This window comes from Allofournierella sp. (assembly GCF_048388525.1).
Taxonomy (GTDB): Bacteria; Bacillota; Clostridia; order Oscillospirales; family Ruminococcaceae; genus BQOK01.
Genome location: NZ_DBGCTQ010000101.1, coordinates 37011 through 43642, shown reverse-complemented (window position 1 = coordinate 43642; position 6632 = coordinate 37011). Strand labels below are relative to the sequence as shown.

General features: G+C 36.2%; 8 protein-coding genes. All 8 read right to left on the bottom strand.

Annotation, left to right across the window (positions count from 1 at the left end):
- Positions 1 to 96: 96 nt before the first annotated feature.
- Positions 97 to 1197 (bottom strand): EpsG family protein, encoded by a 1101-nt coding sequence (locus tag ACMLHZ_RS12295; RefSeq protein WP_418667984.1) that lies wholly within the window; start codon positions 1195 to 1197, stop codon positions 97 to 99.
- A gap of 27 nt (positions 1198 to 1224) precedes the next feature.
- Positions 1225 to 1959 (bottom strand): acyltransferase, encoded by a 735-nt coding sequence (locus ACMLHZ_RS12290; RefSeq protein ID WP_418667983.1) that lies wholly within the window; start codon positions 1957 to 1959, stop codon positions 1225 to 1227.
- Positions 1952 to 2866, bottom strand: a complete 915-nt coding sequence (locus tag ACMLHZ_RS12285) for a hypothetical protein (RefSeq protein ID WP_418667982.1) — start codon at positions 2864 to 2866, stop codon at positions 1952 to 1954. Before ACMLHZ_RS12285 ends, ACMLHZ_RS12290 begins: the two co-directional genes overlap by 8 nt.
- 20 nt (positions 2867 to 2886) lie before the next feature.
- Complete coding sequence (locus tag ACMLHZ_RS12280) at positions 2887 to 3192, bottom strand: DUF1919 domain-containing protein (RefSeq protein WP_418667981.1); 306 nt, start codon at positions 3190 to 3192, stop codon at positions 2887 to 2889.
- Between the two features lie 14 nt (positions 3193 to 3206).
- The gene (locus ACMLHZ_RS12275; protein ID WP_418667980.1) at positions 3207 to 3527 is read right to left on the bottom strand and encodes a DUF1919 domain-containing protein; all 321 of its coding nucleotides are present in this window, start codon (positions 3525 to 3527) and stop codon (positions 3207 to 3209) included.
- A gap of 1 nt (position 3528) precedes the next feature.
- The gene (locus tag ACMLHZ_RS12270) at positions 3529 to 4719 is read right to left on the bottom strand and encodes a glycosyltransferase family 4 protein (protein WP_418667979.1); all 1191 of its coding nucleotides are present in this window, start codon (positions 4717 to 4719) and stop codon (positions 3529 to 3531) included.
- Between the two features lie 328 nt (positions 4720 to 5047).
- A complete protein-coding gene (locus ACMLHZ_RS12265; RefSeq protein ID WP_418667978.1) occupies positions 5048 to 5434 on the bottom strand; it encodes a serine O-acetyltransferase in 387 nt (128 codons plus the stop codon).
- Between the two features lie 6 nt (positions 5435 to 5440).
- On the bottom strand, positions 5441 to 6589 hold the full coding sequence (locus ACMLHZ_RS12260) for a hypothetical protein (RefSeq protein ID WP_418667977.1): 1149 nt from the start codon (positions 6587 to 6589) through the stop codon (positions 5441 to 5443).
- Positions 6590 to 6632: the final 43 nt, after the last annotated feature.

The following is a 6632-nucleotide window of genomic DNA, read 5'->3' as shown; positions in this document are numbered from 1 at the left end:
ACGTAATTAACGTTGATAAAAGAATTGAAATAATATTGCTTGCCAGTGTGTAGGAAAAATTTTTTATTGCTTTCATGTTTCCTCATATTATAACCTTTATTTCCAAAACCATTCACCATTAAACACAGGAGCTATAGTATATTCTGGTGAACTGTATATCGTAAAATCAAAAAGCGCCCACCCTAAACATAAAAATATCGTAAAAAGCATTATCATCCATCTTTGCTTTATTTTATTCTGACAAAAATATCCATTCGAGTATACAGCCAAATTGAAATAGAGCAAATTCCTAAGTAACCTGTAAAAAGTAAGATTCATCATAGTCAAAGGTACCGCCACCACAAAGCAACAATTTATCATTAGAACAATATTTCCAAATTTTATTGTTTCTTCATTAAAGGCTGTGGTATGCATTTGCCGTTTTATAAATAGCAGGCCCCAGATTCCTAAAATGTAAAGCCCTACAGGTCCCAAAAATCCCCGAGTAGTTACACTGGAAAAGTAATTTTGTGCCCGCTGCTCTTCACCTAGTAAAAAAGAAATTATTATCGAAATATAAGGAATGCGGTTTCCATTCAAATAGGTCAACAGGGCCATCCCTGCACCTAAGCCAAATAGCGCTTTCGTAAAAGTTTTTCTGCCCCGAATAAGTAATAAAACAAGAATAAAATAAAAAATACTTGCTGTATGAATACCACACGCTAAAATAATACATATACAATAATATATTAAATTTTTTGAAGTTTTTAACTCACACACAAACCGAATAGAAAAAACCCAAATACTCACAGCCAAAAAATTTCTTAATTGCCCTGAATCCATAAAGATCAAATGAAAGCAGTAAAAAAACAAAACAAACTCAACATTTCTCGTATACTTTTTCAAGGTGGATATAATTAAAACGTATCCGATAATGGAAACAGCCGCTCGAAACTGATAGAAATTGAGCTCCACTGCTTTCCCCATAACCTCTAAGAGATGGTATAAGGGTTCTCGATTAAATGTTTTTGTTGAGTTATAGCTTCGCACATAATTTATAATGTCGTTCCCTTGGCGATTCGCCGAAACAATCAGCACAATACAAAGCACTGTTATAATTACAGCAATTTGATTCGCAATTTTATCTTTTTGAATTTTTCTGGAAAAAGCGCATATCCCAGAAAACGCCAAAGTCCCCCAATAGAGCGGCTCTATCATTTCTATTCCTCGCTTTTAGCTATGTTTCTATTCTTTGTCATTATTCAGCCCACATTGTTTTAAGAATTCATGATATCCATTAAAAATCGGTTGGGATGCGTGAAACTTATGCAGGCTTACCTCTCTATTTCCGCCCAAAGATAAAATTTTATCATAACTATCTATTAACTTTATTTCAGTTGAGCGCTCTTCAAACAAAAAGAAAAAGTCCCGAAACAAATCTTTCGGGGGATTTGTTCCATATCTTATTTGATAGCTTTGCAACAATTCCTTTGCCTCATCAACCTGCAATTTTTTTCTTTTCAAAAAGAATTCTTGTAAAGAACAAATTTTTTTTGCAGGAACTCCCGCATACACTGCGTCGGAGTCCAAGTCTTTTGTAACTACCGAGCCGCTTCCTATTACTATATTGTCTCCTATTTCGACCCCTTCTAAAATGATTGCATTGATTCCCACAAACACATTGTTTCCAATATGTACGGCCCTGTTACAGCCCAGCACGTCTCCATTTAGCTGTTTTTGCACCGCCCACGCTAAATCATGGCATAAGACAACGACACCTTTTGTGATTTCAACATTATTTCCAATTTCAATAAGTGTCGGCTGCGTTATGTCAATAACCGTGTCTCTGGGATCATGAAAAGTAACGTTTTCTCCTATTCTTACGCCCTTTTTCCGTAAATAAGTTACATATTTTTCAGAAGATGAGCGCCAATACTCAAATTTTAAATTTCTAAAAATCTGCTTTATCAGATCAAACATTGTCTTCTCCAAAGCGGTTTATCCAATTTGCAACTTCATAGTAATCTAGTTCTGCTCTAATGGAACGGTCAAAGGGTTCTTCCAAAAGTTTCGGTAGCATTTTCCATTCATCTACACCAATAACAAACACATTTTTGGGACTGTAAAAAGGGCACTCCATAATTTTTTGATTATTCGTAATTAATTTTTTCTCCAAGAACATGGCTTCCATTGGTCGTAGCGTCAAACCAGTTTGGCCATTTCTCGAAATATCTAATGCCGCTTTGCTGCATTGAAGCTCATAAAGCGCCTGTTTGTAACAAAGGTTCTTTTTATAAATAACACCATTGCGAAAATCACTCGTTTTATCCGCAACAATATGTATTTCACTTTTTAAGCCTAGCTTTGCAAACGTTCTTGCTAGCTCCTGTAAATAAGTCGCACGATTTTTATCCCCACCTATAAACCAGACATCCCGTTTTAAAGGAGCCGGGCGATAAGTTACCCACGCACTATCAAAATATTGTGTATTAAATTTCATTCCATATTGTTTGCAATCATCCGGGTCAAAGCTCCACAATTCACATCCTGAACAAATTGGATCTTCAGGCAAAATTGAGTTTTTGAAAATTTTATTCCAATGCCATAGAATGATCCGCGTTCCACTGCACGCATGCTTTTTTACATACTGAATTAAAGGAATATTTGCAATTAATGCTTCTATAATAATCACATCATATTGCTGAACACTTTTTGACCATGCACCTAATGCAAATCTTGAAAATTTCTCTCCACACAAAAACAATTTTTGTTCAAGCTTTCGTCTCGCCCTATCTTTATGCTTCCATTTCGTATCAATGATCGCCTCTTTTTCAATGTGCTTGCAGTGTATCATGTCGCCCGAACCATTACATAAATATAAAATCATTTACTATCTTCCTTATTTGCTTAACTATTCCGATTTATCCACCCCACATAATCAAAGCAGTCATACTCCCGCCGAACCAGTGAACCTTTTTTGTAGGCAGTCATAATAGGCACGCAAGGTTTACATTCACAGTTTGGAACCACAACAGCGCATTTGATTTCAGGATGCGGAATATGGGTAAAAACAATTTTGTGGGGATACGGCAATGCATCAAATTCCTCTAAATCTTTTTGTGTACAACCATTTCTATCGTTAAAAATATAGAATACATTATTCCAATCGATTCGCTTTTTTCTGGCATTCCATTTTTCCTGTGCTTCTTCCACCGTTTGATAGTGGACTAAATGAAGTACGAGCTCCCCCCCCCGTTCCCAATTTTTGCCATTTTATAAAAATGAATTTCATCCTTCACTTCCTGCATTAGTAAATCCAAATACGCTTGGGGGGCCGAAATAAATTTTAAATAATCCGTTGCAGAAAAGAACATATTGATTGTTGGGCTATTAAAACATTCTTTTAAATCATGATAGATCATCCCGCCAACACAGTCGCTCGCTATAATTGTAAAGCTGTGGTTCTTCAATCTCGCCCGGTTGGGGCGATTGATCAAGTGATCCCGCATCGCATACCGCAACGTTTTTAGCGTCTCTTTAACAACCATTTTATTTTCCCCCTAAGTTTGATTGCCTAAGCGTTTCCTCTGCATGCTGCTGTATCGCTTGCTGCAAAATCTCTTCCAAACGCTTTACTTGAGTCTCTTTTCCACAGTTTTCTTCTGCAAATTTTTTTCCTTGCTGGCCCTTCCATTCCCAAGCTTCTCCTTTGGCCAACTCTTCTAACGCCTTTGCCATTTTCAATGGGCCATCACAAACTTGACCTCCGGGGAGATAACGAACAATTCCCACATCGCTAGAAATCCATGCGCAGCCTGCCGCCATACCTTCGACTAAGCTGACTGGGAATATTTCGCTAATGCTCGTAAGAAGATAGATTTTAGATTTTCGCACTAAGTTAATTGTTTCTTCTCTGGATACCCCCACCAAAATATCAACTTCCCGATGTCCATATTTCTTTTCCAACGCTTGTTGTTGTCGCACCACTTTTTCATAATATTTACTTTTTGATGATCCAATAAGAATTAGCTTCCACTCGGGCAAGTCGGCTTGATAAAAAGCAGTTAAACAGGCGATTTGATTTTTTCCTCTTGCATATGTCCCCACATTGATAATTTGGTTTTGCTTCTGATTCTCTTTTTCAAAAAAAGCATCGTCCACGGCGTTATAAAGAATTTCTTCTTTCTCCACCCCATGCTTTTTGAAATATTGCGCTGCAAAATCCTCTTCATGCAAGTGTGCTACAGCATCATACTGCTTAATGTTTTCCCAATTGCAGGCAAAGAAAAACGGCCACCGAATATCTCCCCAAATTTTACGTGCAATTCCGTATAGACTTTTATCATGAAAATTCCTCCACCGAAAATCATGAATCCCATGAACCATCATCATTTTGGCGCAAGGCAATTGCTGTACAATCGGAAGCGTCCAAGCTCCATTCCAGCTCGTAGGGCAAACATTGATAAGCACATCTATTTTAGATGTATATTTTTTTAATAATGATTGATATCCTCGTTTATCTCCAAAATTAATCATCCACTCTTTGTTTGCATCAATGCGTAGAATAGTAACTCCATTGTGGATTTCTTTTTTTGCTAAAGTACTTTTCCCAATATAATAGCTTGTTATTATGGTGACCTCATGTCCTAGCTTTACAAGCCCTTCGGCTTGATACTGTGTCACATTTTGCACACCGTCCACACATGGATAGTAAGTTGCAACCCCAATTAGGATTTTCAATTTATCCTATCCTCCATAACACCTGTACTGACCTTGTTTCCATCCAAAAAATTTTTTAACTTACAACTGCATCGCCTTTTCCATAATGATATCCCAAGAAAATGTTTTGCGTGCAAGCTCTCTCATTTCATGCGCCACCGTTGCACAATCTTCATTAGAAATATAAAGTTCTCATGTTTTAAGAAGGTAAAATTCAACGTACCTTTATCATCTCGCACTTGAAAATATAACCTTTCTTATTCAAACTCTTCTTTGTCAGCCTGTTGACGCCATTTAAGAACTTTAGCAGGCACACCTCCCACAATCGCGTTGGCAGGAACATTTTTAGTTACCACTGCATTGCATCCAATAATGCCCCCCCCACAGTAACATCTCCAATGACTTTGGCTCCGGCATATATGATAACGTTGTTTCCAATGGTTGGATATTTTCCTCGATTTTGTCCCAATGTAACATCATGATATATTGTCACATTATCGCCTATAGTACATCCGCTTCCTAACACAATATTTTGTGGATGAGGAATCCTTAAATTGCAACCAATTTTTAAAGCAGTATCTCCACCGCCCAGTGAAATTTTATACGCTGAAAACAAATGTTGATTAACCATTTTTCTAATTAATTTCATCCAGTGCTGTGGGTGGTTTAAAACAAAATAGATTAAGCGTATCACCCGTACATTTCGCTTGAATAAAAAATCAGTAATTTTTCTCATTTTGTTTCAACTCACTTCTTCAAAAACATCTTTCATAATTTTTTTCCACGAATAATTTTCTTTTGCAAATTTTCGCATTTGTTCGGCGTGATTTTGAATTTTTTCCACCTGCTTCCAAAAGCAAAATACTTGTTCAAAATCTATACTGCTTTCATCTGAAGGAACTTCCATAACAAATGGATAATTAGGGGGGATCAACCGTTCCTCTCCAGCATAAAAATACGGAATTCCTCTTGCAAAATATTCTTTTGTTTTTAGCCCTGTATCCTTTTTTCCGCCAACTCGGTGTTGGCCCAATGGACCCACCGCCATGTTGCATTTTTTATAGATATTATCCAATTCTTCTCCATGGTTTTTTCCACACAAAACAACTTGGTTTTCAAGCTTCAATTTTTTTACTAAATCTTTTGTTTTATCGCTTATTTCTCCAACTAAATATAACTTTACGCTGTAATCTCTTGGGTTCTTGTAGTAACAATAAATACTGTAAATTAATCGATCATATCCATGGTAAACGGTTTCGTTTGCTACAGAAATCAAATTCAACGCATTTGATTGCCCTAGGTATCTATGCTTTTCATAGTTATCAACAACAACTCCATTTCCAAACGGAATTGCTTTACAGCCAAACATCGTTTCATAAGATCCTTCTTCTAACACAAGATCTAAATATTTCCCCGCCTTTTTTCCATTTAAAATGGTAAAAATTCCGATATATGCCCAGCCTAAACTTCTTCCCCAAATTTTTGTCCCCGGAACCCAACTTAGCGATTCTAAAAGAATCACCATTTTTTGTTGTTTCATTTTTTTTAAAATTTTAATAAAGCTACCATCAAACCCAAGATATCTTAAATATCCTATATCAAAGGTTTCTTTTTTTAATTTTAAAAAATCATTAATAGTTTTTATTAACTCAAATCGTCGGAACTTTTTTATGTAATATGAATTTTTAATACTCCATGGTCTATGCCATAGTAATTCGTCATACTCATTCCAAATACAAACTCCATTTGATTCGTATGCACTATAAACTACCCGTGCTCCCATAGCACGTAATGTTTGAATTTCGCCTTCTATTTTTTTTGTTATTCCAACGCTTCTGTCGTTTTTTTCATAATTCACCACCATTAATATTTTTTTGCCTGAAATATCCATTTTTTAATTTTACCTCCTTCTCATGAAATGCAAACCATATTGG